Genomic DNA, 17,709 nt, shown 5'->3' on the forward strand with positions numbered 1-17,709 from the left:
GCAAAAATCCCCTCATACAACAAAAACGAGACCCGCTCGGGTCTCGTTTTTATGTTTATAATCCGAATACAACAGGCATCCAGTAGTAGACAGCGAGTGTGATGACATTGGATGCAATCGCTATGTGAAACATAATATCCTCTTTTTAATGACAAATGTAACTACTCAATGTATTTCAATCCCATCATAATACAGATAATAACGAATGGATGGTGATTTGGATGACGATCGCGTCGATGAAAGGAATTGTAAAACGGTACAAAAATCAAATCGTACTTGATTATATTGATCTGGAAATTCATGAAGGTGAGATTGTCGGGCTTCTCGGTCCGAACGGTGCAGGTAAAACGACGCTCATTCACGGCTTATGGGCATTATTCCTTTTGATCAAGGAACGATTCAGCTTTTTGGAGAAGGGGGTAAAGTTTTTCATAATAAAAATAAGGAGAAAATGGGGCTTGTCACCCAGGATCTAACGGTGTTTCATGAACTTACAGCGAAAGAAAATCTCGAATTTTTCGCCGGGGTGTATGGACTTGAAGGAGAAGATAAGAAAAAGAGGGTGCAAGAGGCGTTAGCGTTTGTCGGACTCTCTTCAAAGGCGAAGCAGTCACCTAATAAATTCTCTGGGGGCATGATGCGAAGGTTAAATATTGCTTGTGCACTAACTCATCGCCCGAAATTTCTCGTCATGGATGAGCCAACGGTAGGGATTGATCCTCAGTCGAGAAATCACATTCTGGAGGCTGTGAAGAAGTTGAGAGATCAAGGTACGACAATTCTGTATACAACACATTACATGGAAGAAGTTCAAGCCATTGCTAGTCGAGTCGTCATTATGGACCAAGGTCAAATTATAACAGCAGGCTCAGTGGAAGAGCTAACTAAAAATATTCAGCATGAAGAAAAAATCCTCATTGATGTGAATGACGTAACAAATGTCCCGATTCCACGCCTTGAAAAACTTGATGGAGTAAAACGCATTCATGTGCAAGGCTCTACGATTCAAATTATATCTAGCGTTGGTGCTGGCAACCTGGATCGTGTGCTTTCCATTGTGAAAGAAACGACCGGAGTGGTCGGTATTCAAACGGAAAAGCCGAATCTTGAAGATGTGTTTCTCACACTTACTGGGAAACAACTCCGAGACGGGGAGGATGAGCGGGAATGAGAGAGCTTGTTACGATTCGATTTATTGGACTGCGAATGAGCCGTGATTGGCTTACGATGCTACTATTGCTCGTCATACCGATTGTGCTCGTCACAGTGTTTTCGATCGTACTTGGAGATGCACCTGGAAGTGATATGTTGTTGAGAAATGAAACGGTTGTTTTGCTCGTACTCGCTTTTCAGTTGTTTGGTGGAGCAGTAACGATGAACTACGTGCATGGTGATCTCTTCTCAGAGTACAAATATCGACTACGTTCGTTACCGATGAATACAACGCTTTACGCCTTCACGATTATGTTAGCCGGCATCCTCTATTCAATCGTTCTAGGTGCCATTCTTATTGGGTACACGACCTTTATTTGGGACGTGAACTGGGGGGATTTTGCATGGTCCATGCTAGTCATTACACTCATGTCCGCGTTATCAAGTATTCTTTGTCTCGTGTTCACCTTCTCGGTGCGTAACTTTAAAATTGCTGAACGAATAAGTGAGATTTACGGTGTAGGGCTCATTTTACTAGCCGGCATGTTTTTCCCAATGCCTGACAACACACTGATCAATGGGTTTAATGAATACGTGAATCCAATTATGCTCGCCTATTCTTCCATTGATAATATGCGGAGTGGTTTAACGATGGAAGCGATCGTAAATTCGGGCCTTCTCATTGGAATTATTGTACTTGTTTCAATTGCCCTGTTCCTAGTTGGTCGGAGGCGAATGCCATGACGATTTTTACCTTCGCGCTTAAACGCACGTTAAGAGATCGAACGAACATTCTATTTTTGACACTGTTCCCCGTAGCTGCGATCTTTCTGCCCGACCAACAATATTGGCCATTGCTTCCACTTGGTTATCAGTACTTTGGGGTGTTGATGTTGTTTGTGAGCATTCGTCTTACGAGCATTATGCTTGACGATCGGCAGAAAGGAGTCGTCAAAAGGCTTGCCGCTGCACCAGTTTCTCACTTTCAATATTTATGGCAAAACTTACTTGCATTTGCCATCATTATGTTCGGGCAAAGTGCTATCTTTATTTATGGGGGCAGCTTTATGGACACGAGCTCCACGATCCATGGCATTTGCTCCTATTGTATACGGTGTTTACGTTCACATCGGTTAGCATTAGTCTCGCTTGGAACTCATTTTATCGGAGCAAAGAATCGTCATTTCTTGTGTTTATGTCCGTCATTACGATAATGGCAATATTGGGAGGCGTTATATTTCCTGTAGAAATGTTACCCGACACCTTCCAAAAAGTAGCTGTAATCTTCCCGACATATTGGTTTGTAGAAGGCATTGAGTGGATTGTGTCAGGAGAGAATGCAGTCGATCTTCTTCTCATCTATGGCGTATTGATGCTCTATGGGACGTTCTTTTGATCATCGGCAGTGTTCGAAAAATTGGTTAGGCTTAACCCCCGCAGCTATTGAGCTGGGGGGTAGACGGGTTTTAGTATTCAGAAAAGGGGTGATGCGAATGGTCAATGTTTGGCGCTTTATGAATATCTTCTTCTTAATTGCGTTATGGATTGGGCAAGGTGTTGACTTAAGTGGCTTTCTGTTCGTACTCATCTTTGCCGTTCTGATCAGCCTCCGTTGGCGAATTGAACTGCCTGATTGGACAATCATGATTGACCTTTTACTATGTGTGGTGTTTATTCCTTTTTGGGATAGCAGTGCATACGGTCTTTTACTGCCCGCATTTGAAATGATGAGGCGGAAAAAATATCGATATGTGATAATCGTTATGTTCATTTTAGTCGTCTATCAATTGGACTCTTTATTCTTATTATGGTTTCTGTTCCAAGCAGGTCTTTTTGGAGTGTGGACAGGTGAAGCGGATGTACAGCGTGCGGAATCGTTAAAAGAAGCAGATCAGGAGCGAAAAGCTCGTTATGAGTTAGAGGCAGTAAAAGAAGAATTGTTAAAGGCGAGTCGTGATGCCGCACACCTCGCAGAAGTGACGGAGAGAAATCGTATTGCCAGGGATCTACATGACCATGTCGGTCATGACTTAACGGGAGCCAACCTGGCGTTACAGGCATATGAGCAACTTGAAGGGCGACATGCGAAAGACATGTTAAACGAAGTGAGGCAGAGGGTTGAAAGAAGCACAGTAATGCTAAGAGACACCGTTCACGACATGACCCCGGTGACAAGAATAGGTGCCGATCGTTTAGAACAAATTACGGCAGAGTATCCTCGTATTCCGGTTTCGTTCCAAAAGACTGGCAACACAGAACAAGTGCCGATTCATTTTTGGAGTTTGCTTGAACCGTGTTTAAAAGAAGCGCTCACCAACGTGTCTCGCCATAGTGATGCGACACGTGTTAATGTTCAGCTCGATGTGACGGAGCGTTTCGTAAGGTTAAGTATTCAAGATGATGGTCGTGGTACAAAGCCAGCGGCTGAAGGAAGTGGGGTCCGTAATTTGAAGTTGCGCGCACGTTCTTTTGGAGGTAGCGTATCCGTAAATGTGACTGATGGATATTTGATCGTTTGTATCTTGCCGTTAGAGGAGGATAAACTGTGAAGCTCTTGCTCGTTGATGATGATCCGCTCGTTCGACAAAGCTTGCAACTCTTGCTAAGTAAAGAGTCTGATATTGAGGTTGTGAGTGTTGCTGCCGATGGGGAGGAAGCGATCGCTCATTGTAGGGTGGACGTGCCCGATGTAATTCTCATGGATATTCGTATGCCGAATATGGATGGAATTACATGCACAGAACACGTGAAATTGTTATGGTCCAATGTGCGAATTATGATGCTTACTACGTTTAAAGATGAACAGAACATTCGCCTTGCTCTAAACGCTGGCGCGGTTGGTTATATTTTAAAATCAACACCCGTCGATCAGATGGCTCAACAAGTCCGTGCGGTTGCCGCTGGTAGTTCGGTGTTAGACAACGATGTACTTAGAGAGATTATCGGGCCTAAACGAGCAGTTGGCGAATCGTTTACTCAACTCACAGTGCGGGAAAACGAGATTGTCCAGGCGATTGCCCAAGGATTATCCAATCAAGAGATTGCTGAATCTTTGTACTTAAGCGTTGGAACAGTGAGAAATACACTTTCTGTCATTTTAGATAAAATGGAGCTAAGAGATCGAACGCAGCTCGCCATTCATTATTGGAAGCTCCGGGGGCAGGGGTGAAGGTGGCCGCGCCACACGCTCGCATCGTGAAACCTTCATGTTTAAGCCGTCCTCCGTAGAGCGTCCTATGTGGGGATTTCGTTATTAAAAATGAACGCTTAACATGCAAATCTCCACATAAAAAGCGGGAATCCCCCCGTAGAGTCTTTTTATGAGGGGATCCATGCCAGATTTACACGTAAATCCGAAAAACCCCCCCATACAACAAAAACGAGACCCGCTCGGGTCTCGTTTTTCTGTTTTATAATCCGAATACAACAGGCATCCAGTAGTAGACAGCGAGTGTGATGATGACGATGGATGCAAGGTTAAGCCAAACACCGGCTTTTGCCATATCGCCAATTTCGAGATAACCGGCACTGAATACGGCTGTGTTCGGCGGTGTTGCAACGGGTAGCATGTAACAAGAACCAGCCGAAAGTGCAGCGGCAGCCATAAGTGGCAATGGATCGATGCCGAGCGCAAGTCCCATTCCGAGTGTAAGCGGCAGAACAAGGTTGGCAACGGCAGTGTTGGATAAGATTTCTGTAATTGCAAGTACGATGACGACTAAGAGCAAGATGATAAAGAATACTTCTAGCCCTTGAAGCATGCCGAGCAAGTCTCCGATATGTTCGTTGAGTCCAGATGAACTAAACCCGGCGGCGATCGCCATACCCCCACCGAAGAGGATAAGTACGCCCCACGGGAGACGGGTCATATCTTGCCATTCAAGAATGCGTTCGCCTTTTTTGTTACTTGGAATAAAGAACAATAGCAAAGCTCCAAACACGGCGACGGATCCGTCATGAATGAAATCAAGGTCTTCAATAAACGGTAACGTTACCCATAGAAGAACGGTGAGACCGAAGGCAATGGATACCATAAACTCGTTGTAATTGAATTTGCCAAGTTTTTTCTTTTCTTCTTTAATAAAATCGATGTTTCCTGTGTTGCCTTCTTCATCATTTTTCGTAATTTTAAAGGCAATTCTCGTAAGGTAAAAGTAGAGAATGACAAGCATGAGAAGGCAACAGGCCCTGCGAACATGAACCATTCAACAAAGGTAACAGTTCGACCTAATTGTTCATAAGCGATTCCGGCAAGAACAGCATTTGGAACGGCGGCGACGATCGTTGCTAGACCACCGATCGTCGCAGCATAAGCGACAGAGAGCAAGATGCTTTTTGAAAATGATCGCAAGTTATCTCCGCTTAAGATCTGCTTGTCCTTCACTTCTTTAATGAGGCAACCGCAACGGGAAGCATCATGAGAGCAGTGGCCGCGTTCGATACAAACATAGAAATGGCGGCTGTCGAGATAATAATACCGAGAATGATTCGTTGGCTTTGTGAGCCGATCATTCCGATAATGCCTAGTGCAATTCGGCGGTGCAAGTTCCATTTTTCAATGGCGATGGCAATAACGAAACCACCGGCGTACATGAAGATAACCGGGTTAGCGTAAGCAGACGCAATCGTTCCCATTTCTGCTCCTTGAAGAACAGGGATGAGCACAATTGGGACGAGGGAAGCAGCTGCCATCGGAATGGCTTCTGTAATCCAGAATGTCGCGACGAGCATCGTGACTGCAAGAACGACGCGGGGCTCATGGCCCATTATGCTATCAGGAATAAGGAAATATGTGAGTAAGAATAAAGCTGGACCTAAAAATAAGCCAATCATATTTCGCTTAGAATAGCTGGAGGATGGTGGGTTTGTTGTCTCGTTCATAGAGCACCTCTTTCTTCGATTCAAACGATCGGTTCATGTTATAATAGCGGTAGTTCATTTTTGCTGAAAACGTTTTCATCAGATAGTAAATCTTAAGGCATGAGAAGATCATAATGTATTGCTTTAAAGAAAGCAATATCTTTTTAGTGGGATTTTTATTTGTGATAAATACTAATACAGGAGGCCTATCATGCAAGCGGATCTCAAAACCCAAGCCGAAGCTGAAGAAGTATTGAAAGAACATCAACAATTTTTCTACTCAGGTGCAACGAAAAGTATAGATTTTCGATTAGACCAGCTAAAGAAATTAAAGAAAATCATTCAAAATCAAGAAGAAGAAATCTATGAAGCGCTACAACTCGACCTTGGCAAAAACCAATTTGAAACGTATGCGACAGAGATTGGCATCGTGCTTACAGATATTGAAGAAGCCATTCAGCAACTGCCGAAATGGGCAAAGCCTGAAAAAGTAAAAACACCGGCGTTTATGCAGCCTTCCAAAAACTACGTCGTCCACGAACCGTACGGCACGGTGCTTATTATGGGCCCCTTTAATTACCCGTTTCAATTGTTAATTGAGCCGTTAATTGGCGCGATTGCGGCAGGGAACTGTGCGGTGTTAAAGACGTCTGAGCATACGCCGGCAACGAGTCGACTCGTAAAAAGCATGGTGGAAAAGATTTTCTACAAAGAGTACATCCGCGTGATTGAAGGTGGCGTTGAAACGAATTCTTCTCTTATCCATGCCCCATTCGACTATATTTTTTTCACAGGCAGTACAGCCGTCGGCAAAATTGTTATGGAAGCTGCGGCGAAAAACCTCACCCCCGTTACGTTGGAGCTCGGTGGAAAAAGCCCAGCGGTCGTCCACCGGGATGCGAATTTGAAGCGAGCTGCAGAGCGAATTGTGTGGGGGAAGCTGCTAAACAACGGTCAAACGTGTATTGCGCCTGATTATGTGCTCGTCCATGAGGATGTGAAAGAAAAGCTTGTTGCACTTATGAAAAAGCGAATCGAAGCTTTTTATGGGACGGATATTCAGCATAATGCCGATTATGGCCGGATTGTGAATGACGGTCATTTTGACCGACTTGCTTCGCTCATTCATGAGGACGCAGACTATATTATCTATGGCGGAGCATCTGAGCGAGCGGACCGTTATATCGAGCCTACGCTGCTTGACGTGCCATCTCGAGAAGGCGCAAAGTCGATGGAAGATGAGATTTTTGGTCCGATCTTGCCGATCCTCACGTATCAAGACTTAGATGTTGAACTTCGAGAGTTTCAACAGTTGCCAAAGCCGCTTGCTTTTTATTTCTTCTCCGAAGATGACGGTCTTCAAGATGATGTGATGGCGCGGGCGTCGTTTGGGGGTGGTTGTGTGAACGATACGATCATGCATGTCGCAAATCCGCATTTGCCGTTCGGTGGTGTCGGTGATTCGGGTATGGGTAATTATCACGGGGTGTATAGTTTTGAGACGTTTAGCCATAAGAAAAGCATTTCGAAGCGAAGTTCAAAAGTGAAAGTGTCGTTTATGTACCCACCGTACAAAAACAAGCTCGGTCTGATTAAGAAGTTCCTGAAATAAGGAGGCAAACAGATGGACAATACGTATTTGATAACGGGTTATCCAGGATTTATTGCGAGCAGAATTGTAAAAGAGATCATTCAAACGGAACACGTGGACCATCTCTATTTACTCGTGCTTCCTGATATGAAGGAACGGGCAAAAGCGGCTGCCGAGTCGCTTTTGCTCTTTGAAAACCAAGTGACGATCGTTGAAGGAGATATTACGAAACGAGACTTCGGATGGACACGGGAGCTTTCGCATAATTTGAAACGTTCGGTTACGCATGTGTTCCACCTTGCTGCGATCTACGACTTGGCTGTGAAAAAGAAACAAGCTGAAGCCGTGAATGTGGATGGAACTCGTAACGTTAATCGTTGGACAGAAGGTGTTAAGCAGCTGAAACGCTACGTGTATTTTAGTACTGCCTACGTTTCAGGCGACCGGAGAGGTACGATTTTAGAGAGGGAACTCGTTCGAGGACAATCCTTCAAAAACCATTACGAAAAAACGAAATACGACGCTGAAGTGCTTGTGGAAGAAGTGAGTAAAACGACCCCTACAACGATCATTCGACCAGGCATCGTTCGTGGTGATTCTGTGACCGGAGAGACGGCAAAGTTCGACGGTGTGTATTTTTATTTGAACATTTTGGAGCGCTTTAGGCAACTTCGTTTGCCACGTGTGCCGCTCGTTGCAAGTAGCGAAGCGAAAGGGAATTTTGTGCCGGTCGATTATGTCGTCAGCGCGGCCGTGTATTTAGGACATAAGGATGTTGGGGCAGGGAAAACGTATCACCTCACCGATCCGAATCCGTTTAGTATGCGCGAAGTATTCCATATGCTTTCTGAAGCTTATTTAGGCAAGACACCAAAAGCGGGAATCGCTTCAAAGCTAGCTGGCAACCGTTTATCTAAACCGTTAGAGAAGTATTTTCGAGTGGAAAAAGAAGCACTTGCTTATGCGGCAGTCGATGCCGATTACGATACCGAGCAAGCGGAGCGTGATTTACAGGGCAGTGGGATTGTATGCACCCCATTCGATGAGACGGTCGGTGCGTTGGTTCACTATTATTACGAGCATAAAAACGATAAAGACAAGCATATTCAACGATAACGGGGGGAGACGATGAAGCAAAATTGGCTACGATTGATTCTCCCACTCGTGGTGGTGCTTGTATTGATTTTTGTTAGCTCTACGATGTCTTATGAGATGCAAGATATCCGGCCTTTACTTGCCAGCCTTCCTGGACTAGGGTTGTTCAGTCAAACGTTTGGGTGGGTGTCGTTTACATATGGAGCAAGTGTGATTAGCATTGAAGCGTTAGGCGCGGCAGGTTTATTGAATTTTTTGTCCGCAAAGGGACGCACGTTGCGGTCTTTGCTGTACTCGCGTTTCTCGTCTACCGACTTTTTAACGGGATCGGCTTTGCAACAATGAAAAGTGCTTCAATTACAATGCTCATTGGTGTAGGCTTTGCAACGTTTGATGAAATGAGACAAGCCTTTCATCCAGACCGAAGTGGGATGTGGCAAGACGTACTTCTAGATACAATTGGGGTCGTCATTGGTCTCATGATTGCCATACAGTTTTATCGAAAAAGAGGGGGAAAACGATGAACTTGGGGCATTTCCAACAATATGTACAAGAGTTTTGTAAAGAAAAGGGATTTGAAGATGTGACGGATGAACAGCGCTACCTCTATTTGATGAGTGAAGTCGGGGAAGTGAGTGATGCGCTTCTAAAACTTCAGTTCGCCGGTGAAGACAAAAAAACAGACATTCGTGACAATCTAGGTCACGAGTTATTTGATGTGATCTGGAATGCTGTTGAGATTGCCAATCGTCATGACATTGATTTAACGAAATCGTTTGAAGAAAAAATGAAAATTAATCATGGGCGGGAATGGTAACGTCCAAGTGTGGAGGATACGGTTGGAAAAGATTGTTAGAGACATCATGCGATCCATCAATAAGAGGGAGGGTCGGTCAGTCATCGGTATTTCCGGTCACGGTGCTGCGGGCAAGACGACATTTGCCGAGCAACTCGTGGAGAGACTTGGCCCGAGCGTGGACTATCTTAATACCGATCCGTATATTATCAGTTCAGCCGTCCGCAAATATGCGACCATTGCGTATGAGTATAAGGGCGCGTTGCATCAGTTTAAAATGACGGCGTGTCACCCGGATGCCCACCACACGTTGGCATTAGAGCGAGACGTTGTCCAAATTCGAGAAGGCATTCCCTTTAAAACGTTGGACACTCATTACATGCCAAGCACGCTCATATCATCAGAGGCGAACGTAAGCATCGTTGAAGGTATGAGTGTCGCATTTACAAATCTGGATCTTTACGACATGCTCATCTATTTTTATACAGACGAAGCGACAGAGCTCGCGAGAAGAGGCGTTCGTGACGTCTCCGAACGAGGCAGAACTTATGAGTTTTTGGATCAATCCCATTATCAACGGCGCATTCAGTACGACCTGTTTATGCACCGTACCGTGAGCATTTCGATATCGTAATAAGGAATTCGGATGAGACTGGGTCGTAGAGAAGCATGACGTTAGGTAATGAGATTCCTCTTTGATTGGAGAATGTGATCCGGGCAGCTCTTAGTGTAAAGAGCCAATAAGCTGTCGGCGCGAGCCGCGCCGAACCGAGTCCGATTTGGCGTCGGCCCCGCTGGGGCCGACGTGTCATTGGCACTTCATCCTGGAATCTACGCGCAAGTTGGAACAAACTGCGCGCACATGGGGGAAACTCGCGCGCAAAATGACTCACCTAGCACCGCGCTACCCCTCCAACCCAACCCCAACAGCGCAAATCAGGAAAATGTTACGTTCATTCTATATGAATAATCTCCATTATTCCCCGACTTTAGCTCAGTTTAAAGCAAGCCGTCCTTCATCATTCCAGCAAGCGGTGTATCCAGCTTTCCGCTAATCTTTTGTGCGGAGGAGGCAAGTTGGTCGGCGTGTTTTTGACCGTTTCTCATCGCTTCTTTTTCATCGACGGTTTGCACGATCCGGTCTTCAACAACCACGTTGCCATCAATCATCACAAATTCGACTTCTTGCCCGCTTGCCGAGAACACGAGGTTCGGCACGATGTTACGAATGGGACCATCGATGCGTGGAAAGAGTGCGGGAGAGTGGAGGTCGAGCATAATCAGGTCCGCTTTTTTCCCCGGTGTTAAAGACCCGATTTCATGGTCCATACCGATGGCCTTTGCTGCGTTAATCGTCGTTGCTTTTAACATTTGCCAAGCGGGAAATAATGTTGGGTCTTGGTATTTGCATTTATTTAAGATTGATGTGAATTTCATCTCATTAAACATGTTGTTGCAATTGTTTCCTGGGGCTTGATCAGAGCCAAGGGCGAAGCGGTCGCTCGTCTCTAAGAATTCTTTCGCTGGCGGAACAATCCCATCAATAATGCCGATGCTACCTGAGCAAAGGATCATTGCTGCACCAGAGGAGGCGACGGTTTTCGTTTCTTTTGCGGTTGCTTCAGTTAAGTGTACAGCCATTAAACGCTCGTTTAAAAACCCATGTTCTTCTAAGTATGGAATGCTTCGTTTTCCGTAACGCAAAAGCATCTGATCGATTTCACGATCGCCTTGTGCAACGTGCATGTGAAGCCCCGTATTATATTTTTCTGCTAGCGATTGAATGTCGAGCAGCAGTTCTAGCGACATCATATCTGGTCCTTGTGGACCGAAAAGGCACGTAATCCTTCCGTTTTCTGTTTCGTGGTATTGTTCAAACAACTCTACGTTAGACTGCCGCTTACGTTCACCAACGGCAGGGTCAAATGCATACAATTCGCCGACTTCGCGATCCTCACTTTTTGACTCTGTCATTTCATTAATCATGTCACACACGCGAGCGCGCGTACCGAGTTGGACATGGTTTTTGACAATGTTTGTCATGCCTGCATCATAGTCGCAAATCGTCGTTGTTCCTGCTTTCACAGCTTCAATAAGGTTCACGAGTGAACCAGCTGTGCGTTGTTCACCAGTGAGAAATTGCATAAACGGCCAAAGCCTTTTTCCATCCAATGGTGGGTGTCTTGAGCAACACCGCGAAGAATACCAAGCCCACTATGCATATGGCGTCAATCAGCCCAGGCATTATGACTTTATTGTGGGCAGAGATCACACGGTGCGCAGTATATGATTTTTTTACTTCAGCAGTTTCACCTACTGCGACAATTTTATCTTCTTTTACACAAACTGCCCCGTCAGCAATGATGCCTAAACCTGTACCTTCCATCGTAATCACCAGCGCGTGTTCAAATAAATAATCTCCAGTCATCAACGGATTCACTCCTTTTTAATTCATTATAACGTAAAAATATGTCAGAAAAGAGGGTTAATTCTAACAGTGCTTATGGAACGTATGCTAGACTCTATAAAAAGAGGAGGCGGTTGGTATCGCACTGGAAATGGTTGTTCTGAACGAAACGGATGCACAAGTTGCCGAAGAAGGTGGAGCATCGCGGTTGGCACTAGCGACGTCGATGAATGAAGGCGGTAGAACCCCTGATATTGGAGTTATCGAAAGCGTTATAAACACGGTGGGTGTGCCAGTAAGGGTAATGATTCGTCCGAGCGGAGGTTCGTTTACATATTGTGATGAGGAACAAGTGAAGATCGCACAGACGGTCAAAGAAATTGCCGAACTTGGCGGTGTAGACGGTATCGTCGTTGGTGCACTAACCGCAAGTGGTCACGTAGATCGGACATTTCTAGAGAAAGTCATCCCCGTAACGAAGGGGATGAAACTAACGTTTAATCGCGCGATCGATAATACGGTAGACATCCACGAAGCGTACGATGCAATTTGTGACTATAAAGAATTTGTCACCGATGTGCTTACATCTGGAGGTAGACCGAAAGCTGAAGACGCATTGCTCGTCTTACGGGAGATGATGGCTCAGTCATGGGAGCGAAAAGGGCCGGTCATTATGCCGTGTTCAGGCATTACTGGTAATAACTTAGCGTACATTCACCGATTTCTCTATGCGAAATACTATCAGATTGGTACCGCAGCAAGGGTGGATCGCTCGTTCGACCAACCGCTTGAACTAGAACAGGTGCAACAGCTTAGCGCGTTATGCGAATAATAGATTAAAGGATCGATCAATATGCCAACACTGTATATCATGAGGCACGGGGAGACGGTATGGAACCGTGAGCACAGAATGTAAGGATGGTCGGACTCGGAACTTACGACTAACGGCGTGGAAAGTGCAAAGCGTATGCAAGGACGATTAGCTCGTTTAAGTCTGGATGCGATTTACTCTAGCCCAAGCTTGAGAACGCGCACAACCGCTCAAATTGTTAGAGGCGACCACCTTGCCCCAGTTCAGTATGATGAACGTATAAAAGAAATGAACATGGGTGAGTGGGAAGGGCGAACTCAATCAGAAATTAATGAGAAGTACCCGAAACAATCATTTGCATTTTGGAATACCCCTCATACGTTTACACCTGTTCATGGTGAACATTTTGAAGACGTACGAACGAGAGTGGCGTTATTTTTGGAAGCAATTAAACACGTTTCAGGAAACATTCTTATCGTTACACATGCGATTGTCATAGAAACATTACTGCAAATGGCGAAAGGCAATTCGCTAGAACAGTTTTGGGATCCTCCATTTATTCATCATTCAACGATGACTTACTTTGAGTTGAACGAGCAGTTGGTGTACATAGGTGTGGTGAACAATGATTAGAAAAGCAGTCGGTGCAATTATTTATCAACAGGACAACTATTTGCTCGTTTATAAATCAAACATCAACACAACGCTCGGCAAACAAACGATTTCATCAGCATGGGATTTTGTGAAAGGCGGCGTCGAGGCGCGGGATGCTGACCTTGAGAGCGCTTTATTACGGGAACTAAAAGAAGAGACTGGTTCTACAAAATACCGAATCCATAAACAATTTGAACGGCTGCTCAGTTTTGAATTCGAAAAGTCAATTCAAGAAAAGATTGGCTTTGAGAAACAAGAAACGACGATGTTTCTTGTCGAGTTTATAGGAAAGATTTCTCACCTCCAACCTGTTGATCAAGAGATTACGCGAGTGCGCTTTGTGAAGAAACATACACTTGTCGGGACGCTTTCCCATGACGAGACGAAATCTTACGTTTCTGATTTGTGGAGTGAGTTGTGAAAGTCACAGTAAAGAGTGGAAAATAGAGTTTATAAAGTGATAGCCTTATGTCTATAAATCAAGGAAACTTCCTCAAAAATGTGTCCTTTCTCCTGAAGTTGAATATGCTATGTGTGGATTTACTTTTTTGGAGGTGTACACATTTATGAACTTTGAAAGACCATCCAATCGCCGCCGTCGGCGTGGAATTGAAGTGAATAACAACCTAATCAACGGTCCAGGCATCGTCGGGGGTGGTGGAAATGGGGGATTTCCAACGACCCCAACGACCCCGACGACTCCAACAATCCCAACAAGTCCGACGGTCCCAACGTCTCCGACGCAACCGACAGGCACGGGCATAACAGGGATCACTGGCCCAACGGGCCCGACGGGTCCAGGTGCAGGCGCTACCGGTCCGACAGGTCCAACCGGAGCAACTGGCCCGACAGGTGCCACTGGCGCCCCTGGAACGGGAGCAACAGGTGTGACGGGTCCGACAGGTGTGACTGGGGTCACTGGCGCGACAGGCTTAACAGGAGCAACCGGCGTTACGGGAGCGACAGGTATTGGAATTACTGGAGCAACAGGAGCAACCGGAGTTACAGGTGTGACTGGAGCAACCGGCGTTACGGGAGCGACAGGCATTGGAATTACGGGAGCAACGGGAGCAACCGGAGCAACCGGAGTTACAGGTGTGACCGGAGCAACCGGCGTTACGGGAGCGACAGGCATTGGAATTACTGGAGCAACAGGAGCAACCGGCATTACTGGAGTAACCGGAGCAACCGGTGTAACAGGGGTGACGGGCCCGACGGGAGCTACTGGTGTGACTGGTATTACTGGAGCGACAGGAACAGGACCGTCCCCGACTACGACGTTTGGGTTTGCTGCCAATACGACCGCTCCTACCATCGCGGTTATTCTTGGTGGTACGAATGTGCCGTTGCCAAGCAACCAGTCACTCAATAACATGGCTGTAGGTGCTGCGAATGAACAGTTTACGATCAGTGGGGCGGGGACGTACCAGATTTCGTATAGCTTACGGTTCACTGCGGGTGTGTTAGTCAGTTCTCGGGTACTGCAAAACGGAGTGACAATTCCACAATCGGTTGTCTCACCAACCGTTGCGCTTACGAACGCATCAGCGAATTTCATTGTGACTTTAGCTGCAGGAGATACGATTACACTACAACTATTTGGATTGCTCGGAGCTGCAATACTGCAAGGCGGGCAAGGAGCTGCGTTGTCCATCGTTCGCATCGCTTAACGTTAAGGAAGGGAGAAGCTCCCTTTCTACATAAAAAAGTTAGAATGTTTTTTCTTTTCCTTTTTTGGGTAACAATGAAATAGAGGTGATACCATGAGTCGGGTCAAACAGAAAACGACGAAGCAAGATGGGTTCTCGGTTTTCGTTGAGATGGTCGTTTATGTTGGTGCTTTCATTAGGGGATTTTTTAAGTGAAGTCATTGTCATTCGGCAGTGACTTTAGTCATATTTTCTACAAAATTATGAACGTATGTGCCGTTTGCAGGGGGCGGGTATGTCGGTGAAGAACCTTTCATATATAGCAGAAAGGGGAATTCATCATGACTGGAGCGGGAGGGTGGAAAAACCCAAGTTTGTTGCTTTTTGCAATTGGCATTTCAAGTGTGGGTAATTTCGTCTATTTAGTAGCGATTAATATTATGGTATTACAGTTAACAGGTTCGGCGGCGGCTGTAGCTGGATTGTGGATCATCGGTCCACTTACTAATATCGCTACGAAATTTTGGACAGGAAGTTTTATTGATTATCGTAGCAAGAAAAATATTATGCTCGTTACATATGTTTTGCGTGCGTTGTTCATATTTATGATTCCGCTTGCCCCGAACATGGTCGTCATTTATGGGGTGCTTGTCATTTTAAGTGTAGCTCAAGCGTTCCATACACCAGCATCGATGACATACATTGCGATGACGGTGCAAAAAGAGAAGAGAAAGCGATTTAATGCGATCCGTTCGTTTTGTGATTCTAGCGCATTTATTATTGGGCCTGCAATTGGCGGCGCGCTGATCTATTTGAGCACTGTAGAATTGACGTTGTGGCTGAATGCTGGCTTCTTTATATTAGCAGCTCTACTTTTGCTGTTCCTACCGAAAGCCGAAGAAACGAATCGTGAGGCAATTCCATCATTAACAGTGCGGCAAGTCGTGCGTGATTTTTCTATCGTAAAGGAATTTATGGCGAATCACAGGTATGTGACCTTCATTTATCTTGGGTTTATTGTCGTGGCGACGTTCACGTTTGCAATGGATGCACAAGAAGTCGTGTTTGTTCAGCAAGTCATTGGTCTTTCCGAAGTGGATTACACTTTACTCATTAGTATAACGGGGATCGGTGCTGTTGTCGGTGCGTTTGCGCTCTCAATTTTTTCAAATCGGGTATCAATTCGGTCGATGATTGCGGTCGGCATTTTCATGATGGCGTGTGGATATGTGATTTATGCGTTTTCGTGGTCATTCACATCGATTAGTGTTGGATTTATTCTACTAGGCTTTTTCAATGTGTTTTTGAATGCTGGAATCCTAACTTTCTATCAAAACAACATTCCTACCGCGGTGATGGGCAGGGTGACGAGTATTTTTCAGTTAATTCAAAGCGTGCTTCATGTTGGTTTTATTCTCGGTGTTGGGGTTTTTGCTGATCTCATATCACTTCGACTTATTATTGTACTACTTGCTGTCATTATGCTCGTTATGAGTGTCGGATTTGCAATGTCTGTGTTGGCGCCTAAACGCAAGTCGTTCTTTCAAGAAGAAGGGGGGAACAGTAATGGTTGAATGGGTTCGTTCATTGCCGAGAAGCTTTTATTTAACCATCATTATTGCAATTAGTGTATTTATTCTCGCAATGTTAATGGTCACGATACTTACCGGCGATATACTTTGGGTAAGCATTACAAGTATGGTGCTCGTCCCAATGCAACTCATCTGTTTATGGATTATCAATTTCGTAATCAATAACAAAAGCAGTTGATGTGACTACACTTGCCACATCAACTGCTTTTTTAATAACTTCCTCATTGAAAAGAGTTTTTGCCAACCGGAGTCTTTTTTTACGGAGATTCACCGTCTTCAATCGGTAAATGTATCGACACGGTGGTCCCTTTTCCAGGCTTGCTTGTGACATCAATTGATCCTCCGTGGTGATGGACGAGTTCTTTTGTAATTGTCATTCCAAGTCCACTGCCCTCGGTTCGCTCCTGTGAAGATTTGCCCCGATAATACCGATCAAACAGCTTTGTTAGTGTTTCTTCATTCATGCCTTTGCCGTTATCAATGATGTGAACGGTTAATGCGTTATTTTCAACCCGTTCAGTACGCACGCGGACGTGTGTTTCAGGATTGTTATGTTTTATGGCATTATCAAGCACGTTGCCAATCATACGGACGAACCATCTAGGATCGACATTAACGATCAAATTTGTTGATTCATGATCTAAGACGATCGTTTGACCTGTATGTTCAAATGCTCGATGCTCTTGTTAAGAAGAGGTTCGAGGGGAACCGTTTGTTTCTGAAGAAACATTCGGTTACTTTCAAGGTGATACGTTAAGTTTAAGTCTTCGATGAGCGTGCTCATGAAACTCGACCGCTCATTTAAGGTCGTCCCCACTTCAATAATTTCTTCCTTGTCCCATTCGTACGCCTTGTTTGAAAGCATAATCGAGTACCCTTGTATCGAAGATAAAGGTGTTTTCATGTCATGAGACAATCCGGCAATCCACGCTTCACGACTCGCTTCCAGTTCAATTCGTTTGGCTTTGTTGTGTTCCAACTGTGCGGAAAGTTTTGAGAGTGAGTGGTACAATTCTTGATAAAAACGATACGGTCGTTTCCATTCTCCCTTTTTCGTTTTTCCGAACGCAGCAGGAGGAGTGAAATCACCGTCTCCGAGCTG

The 17,709-nt window shown here is 45.2% G+C and carries 22 protein-coding genes and 3 pseudogenes; 18 read left to right on the forward strand and 7 right to left on the reverse strand.

The window, feature by feature from the left end:
* Positions 1-236: 236 nt before the first annotated feature.
* The 6 genes and pseudogenes from JCM19037_RS30390 (at position 237) to JCM19037_RS20895 (ending at position 4,321) form a co-directional block, all read left to right on the forward strand.
* A pseudogene (locus tag JCM19037_RS30390) lies at positions 237-1,171 on the forward strand (ABC transporter ATP-binding protein).
* Positions 1,168-1,896 carry an ABC transporter permease gene (locus JCM19037_RS20880; RefSeq protein WP_042404359.1) on the forward strand — a complete coding sequence of 243 codons (729 nt, stop codon included), beginning with the start codon at positions 1,168-1,170 and terminating at the stop codon, positions 1,894-1,896. The pseudogene JCM19037_RS30390 and the gene JCM19037_RS20880 overlap by 4 nt, the downstream one beginning before the upstream one ends.
* Positions 1,893-2,366: a hypothetical protein gene (locus JCM19037_RS20885; protein WP_238544851.1), complete on the forward strand. Its 474-nt coding sequence runs from the start codon at positions 1,893-1,895 to the stop codon at positions 2,364-2,366. Before JCM19037_RS20880 ends, JCM19037_RS20885 begins: the two co-directional genes overlap by 4 nt.
* Positions 2,267-2,548 carry an ABC transporter permease gene (locus JCM19037_RS27935; protein WP_238544850.1) on the forward strand — a complete coding sequence of 94 codons (282 nt, stop codon included), beginning with the start codon at positions 2,267-2,269 and terminating at the stop codon, positions 2,546-2,548. The genes JCM19037_RS20885 and JCM19037_RS27935 overlap by 100 nt, the downstream gene beginning before the upstream one ends.
* A 97-nt stretch (positions 2,549-2,645) precedes the next feature.
* Positions 2,646-3,701: a sensor histidine kinase gene (locus JCM19037_RS20890; RefSeq protein WP_052364165.1), complete on the forward strand. Its 1,056-nt coding sequence runs from the start codon at positions 2,646-2,648 to the stop codon at positions 3,699-3,701.
* Positions 3,698-4,321, forward strand: coding sequence for a response regulator transcription factor (locus JCM19037_RS20895; protein WP_042404360.1), 624 nt, complete (start codon positions 3,698-3,700; stop codon positions 4,319-4,321). Before JCM19037_RS20890 ends, JCM19037_RS20895 begins: the two co-directional genes overlap by 4 nt.
* Positions 4,322-4,562: 241 nt before the next feature.
* Here JCM19037_RS20895 and JCM19037_RS29700 read toward each other — a convergent pair whose 3' ends face one another.
* The 3 genes and pseudogenes from JCM19037_RS29700 to JCM19037_RS29710 all read right to left on the reverse strand — a co-directional run bounded on the left by JCM19037_RS29700 (position 4,563) and on the right by JCM19037_RS29710 (position 6,033).
* Positions 4,563-5,324 carry an SLC13 family permease gene (locus JCM19037_RS29700; RefSeq protein ID WP_307189903.1) on the reverse strand — a complete coding sequence of 254 codons (762 nt, stop codon included), beginning with the start codon at positions 5,322-5,324 and terminating at the stop codon, positions 4,563-4,565.
* A gap of 32 nt (positions 5,325-5,356) precedes the next feature.
* Positions 5,357-5,536, reverse strand: a pseudogene (locus JCM19037_RS29705) (anion transporter); the annotation flags it as partial.
* Positions 5,533-6,033 carry an SLC13 family permease gene (locus JCM19037_RS29710; RefSeq protein ID WP_307189904.1) on the reverse strand — a complete coding sequence of 167 codons (501 nt, stop codon included), beginning with the start codon at positions 6,031-6,033 and terminating at the stop codon, positions 5,533-5,535. The gene JCM19037_RS29710 and the pseudogene JCM19037_RS29705, both read right to left, overlap by 4 nt.
* Positions 6,034-6,223: 190 nt before the next feature.
* Here JCM19037_RS29710 and JCM19037_RS20905 point away from each other — a divergent pair, with 190 nt between their 5' ends.
* The 6 genes and pseudogenes from JCM19037_RS20905 (at position 6,224) to JCM19037_RS20925 (ending at position 10,157) form a co-directional block, all read left to right on the forward strand.
* The gene (locus tag JCM19037_RS20905) at positions 6,224-7,624 is read left to right on the forward strand and encodes an aldehyde dehydrogenase (protein WP_042404362.1); all 1,401 of its coding nucleotides are present in this window, start codon (positions 6,224-6,226) and stop codon (positions 7,622-7,624) included.
* Positions 7,625-7,636: 12 nt separating this feature from the next.
* Positions 7,637-8,719, forward strand: a complete 1,083-nt coding sequence (locus JCM19037_RS20910) for an SDR family oxidoreductase (RefSeq protein WP_042404364.1) — start codon at positions 7,637-7,639, stop codon at positions 8,717-8,719.
* A gap of 12 nt (positions 8,720-8,731) precedes the next feature.
* On the forward strand, positions 8,732-9,043 hold the full coding sequence (locus JCM19037_RS23740) for a hypothetical protein (RefSeq protein WP_052364166.1): 312 nt from the start codon (positions 8,732-8,734) through the stop codon (positions 9,041-9,043).
* A complete protein-coding gene (locus JCM19037_RS23745; protein ID WP_081829491.1) occupies positions 8,944-9,222 on the forward strand; it encodes a VanZ family protein in 279 nt (92 codons plus the stop codon). Before JCM19037_RS23740 ends, JCM19037_RS23745 begins: the two co-directional genes overlap by 100 nt.
* A complete protein-coding gene (locus JCM19037_RS20920; RefSeq protein WP_042404366.1) occupies positions 9,219-9,515 on the forward strand; it encodes a MazG nucleotide pyrophosphohydrolase domain-containing protein in 297 nt (98 codons plus the stop codon). The genes JCM19037_RS23745 and JCM19037_RS20920 overlap by 4 nt, the downstream gene beginning before the upstream one ends.
* Before the next feature lie 22 nt (positions 9,516-9,537).
* Positions 9,538-10,157: pseudogene (locus JCM19037_RS20925) on the forward strand (uridine kinase).
* Between the two features lie 336 nt (positions 10,158-10,493).
* On the opposite strand, the gene JCM19037_RS20930 reads toward JCM19037_RS20925, so the two are convergent.
* Together JCM19037_RS20930 and JCM19037_RS27940 are read right to left on the reverse strand one after the other, a co-directional pair.
* Positions 10,494-11,639 (reverse strand): amidohydrolase family protein, encoded by a 1,146-nt coding sequence (locus JCM19037_RS20930; RefSeq protein ID WP_238544847.1) that lies wholly within the window; start codon positions 11,637-11,639, stop codon positions 10,494-10,496.
* Positions 11,620-11,922, reverse strand: coding sequence for a hypothetical protein (locus JCM19037_RS27940; protein WP_373901404.1), 303 nt, complete (start codon positions 11,920-11,922; stop codon positions 11,620-11,622). The genes JCM19037_RS20930 and JCM19037_RS27940 overlap by 20 nt, the downstream gene beginning before the upstream one ends.
* A 130-nt stretch (positions 11,923-12,052) precedes the next feature.
* Between JCM19037_RS27940 and JCM19037_RS20935 the strand changes: the two genes are divergently transcribed.
* From JCM19037_RS20935 to JCM19037_RS20965, 6 genes are all read left to right on the forward strand, one after another.
* Positions 12,053-12,733 carry a copper homeostasis protein CutC gene (locus JCM19037_RS20935; protein ID WP_052364168.1) on the forward strand — a complete coding sequence of 227 codons (681 nt, stop codon included), beginning with the start codon at positions 12,053-12,055 and terminating at the stop codon, positions 12,731-12,733.
* 135 nt (positions 12,734-12,868) lie between these two features.
* Complete coding sequence (locus JCM19037_RS20940; RefSeq protein WP_052364169.1) at positions 12,869-13,345, forward strand: histidine phosphatase family protein; 477 nt, start codon at positions 12,869-12,871, stop codon at positions 13,343-13,345.
* Positions 13,338-13,787: an NUDIX domain-containing protein gene (locus tag JCM19037_RS20945; RefSeq protein WP_042404368.1), complete on the forward strand. Its 450-nt coding sequence runs from the start codon at positions 13,338-13,340 to the stop codon at positions 13,785-13,787. The genes JCM19037_RS20940 and JCM19037_RS20945 overlap by 8 nt, the downstream gene beginning before the upstream one ends.
* Before the next feature lie 145 nt (positions 13,788-13,932).
* A complete protein-coding gene (locus JCM19037_RS26125) occupies positions 13,933-15,036 on the forward strand; it encodes a hypothetical protein (RefSeq protein WP_052364170.1) in 1,104 nt (367 codons plus the stop codon).
* A gap of 320 nt (positions 15,037-15,356) precedes the next feature.
* On the forward strand, positions 15,357-16,589 hold the full coding sequence (locus tag JCM19037_RS20960) for an MFS transporter (RefSeq protein ID WP_042404371.1): 1,233 nt from the start codon (positions 15,357-15,359) through the stop codon (positions 16,587-16,589).
* Positions 16,582-16,785 carry a hypothetical protein gene (locus tag JCM19037_RS20965; protein ID WP_042404373.1) on the forward strand — a complete coding sequence of 68 codons (204 nt, stop codon included), beginning with the start codon at positions 16,582-16,584 and terminating at the stop codon, positions 16,783-16,785. The genes JCM19037_RS20960 and JCM19037_RS20965 overlap by 8 nt, the downstream gene beginning before the upstream one ends.
* A gap of 79 nt (positions 16,786-16,864) precedes the next feature.
* On the opposite strand, the gene JCM19037_RS23755 is transcribed toward JCM19037_RS20965, so the two are convergent.
* Both JCM19037_RS23755 and JCM19037_RS23760 read right to left on the reverse strand, forming a co-directional pair.
* The gene (locus JCM19037_RS23755; RefSeq protein WP_255357964.1) at positions 16,865-17,230 is read right to left on the reverse strand and encodes a HAMP domain-containing sensor histidine kinase; all 366 of its coding nucleotides are present in this window, start codon (positions 17,228-17,230) and stop codon (positions 16,865-16,867) included.
* Between the two features lie 17 nt (positions 17,231-17,247).
* Positions 17,248-17,709 (reverse strand): sensor histidine kinase KdpD (locus tag JCM19037_RS23760; RefSeq protein WP_193744838.1); only part of this gene is annotated, 462 nt, incomplete at its 5' end.

The organism is Geomicrobium sp. JCM 19037, from assembly GCF_000698105.1.
Classification (GTDB): Bacteria; Bacillota; Bacilli; order Bacillales; family Marinococcaceae; genus Geomicrobium_A.